A 1801-nucleotide genomic window follows, 5' to 3' on the forward strand; every position below is an offset into this window, starting at 1 on the left:
ACTGCACCACAAGGGAAACTTGGTGGTAAAAATCCTGTACAAGTTGGTCTTGGTTCTACCGTATCTTCTATGACAAGAATCTTTTCTCAAGGTTCCATTCAAAACTCAGATAAAAATACAGATGTTTCCAGTCAAGGCGATGGTTTTTTCATTATATCCCCTGATGCAGGGAATACATATAAATATACTCGCGATGGGGACTTTAAATTTGATGCGGGTGGAAACTTTGTAGATAACAATGGTTTTATTGCACAAGGTTGGCTTCGTGATACAGATACAGGTAAGGTAGATTCTACTGCACCAATTCAAGACATTAATATTGCGCCAGGGCTTACAACGCCAGCACAGCCAACACAAGAGATAGTTTTAAAAGCAAATCTAAATTCAGGTCCCCTTGTAAAGAGTTACTCTCCTGCATATAAGATAGATGATGCAGGAGCGGTTACTGATTCAAATGGGCATACTGTTCCTTCTGGTGATTTAGGGATTATGTTTAATGGTAATGGAGAGGCATTATCTTTAAAAGATGGACAAGGAATAGTAGTCTCTTATGATGGAGGTAATACAACACATACTTATAAGTATAATGGGAGTACAGCATTAGGTACAGATGAATTTAAAACTGTTAAAGATTTACGAGATTTGATTAAAAATGATGCGAATAATACTAGTAATGGTGTAAAAGTGACTGTAGATAAGGCCGGGAAATTTGTAATCGATAATTCCAATGGAGCAAATGATTTGAATATTCAAATTTCAGCATATACTGATTCAACAACTACAGAAAATACAAGATTTACAACAAGTATGAAAGCATTAGAATCTTCTTTGCCTGCAGGACAAACTGGTTCAGCATCATATTCTCAGGCTTTTAATGCCGCTACGCATTCAAGCAGTATTGATGTATTTGATTCTTTAGGAACAAAACATACAGTGCGTATGGCATTTAGAAAAACATCTGCACATCAATGGGATACAACTATAACAGTGCCTACGCCTGGAGAAATTAATACAACAGATCCAAAAAATGAAAAAAGAGGAAAGATAACTTTTACAGATAGTGGAGCACTTTCAAGTTATGATCCTACTAATATCTCTTTTACGGCAGGAAATGGTTCTAAGCCAAATCAAACTATTAATTTATCTTTTGGAACGGCAAATAAATTTGATGGAATGACAAGTTTCGATAGTGATTCAGCGACTTCTGGAATTTCTCAAGATGGATATACTGGTGGAGATTTGGTTGGTATTAGGATTGATCAGTCTGGAACACTTATAGGCTCTTTTTCAAATGGGCACTCTTTTGGTTTAGCACAAATAGCTATGGCAAAATTTACAAACAATGAAGGACTCTCGACTGAGGGCGGTAATGTTTACATTCAAACTGCCAACTCAGGTGATCCTATCATCGGTACTGCGGCTACTGCTGGGCGTGGATTTATTCAGTCTTCTGCACTTGAAGCATCAAATGTTGATCTCTCTCGTGCATTGACACAGCTCATCATCATTCAGCGTGGTTTTCAGGCAAATGGTAAAACTATTACTACATCAGATCAACTTCTTCAAACTCTCATTGGATTAAAACAGTAATTTAATCCACTTTTGCTATAATCTCTTTATTAAAAATGAAGAGGTTATACCCATGCAATTTTCTGCTCCACTAAAATCAAACTCAAAAAAAGTAATGTTACTAGGCTCTGGTGAACTTGGTAAAGAGGTCATCATAGAAGCACAGCGTTTAGGACTTGAAACCATTGCTGTAGATAAGTATGAAAATGCTCCTGCACACCAAGTAGCACAC

The 1801-nt window shown here is 36.9% G+C and carries 1 protein-coding gene and 1 pseudogene; both read left to right on the top strand.

All coding sequences use genetic code 11. The annotated features are described in order from the left end of the window. The coding region (locus tag MVY38_RS10765) for a flagellar hook-basal body complex protein (RefSeq protein WP_297486116.1) at window positions 1–1590 on the top strand (1590 nt) is incomplete at its 5' end. Between the two features lie 52 nt (window positions 1591–1642). Further along, window positions 1643–1801, top strand: a pseudogene (purT, locus tag MVY38_RS10770) (phosphoribosylglycinamide formyltransferase 2); the annotation flags it as partial.

The sequence above is a fragment of the Sulfurimonas sp. genome (genome assembly GCF_027056685.1).
Classification (GTDB): Bacteria; Campylobacterota; Campylobacteria; order Campylobacterales; family Sulfurimonadaceae; genus Sulfurimonas.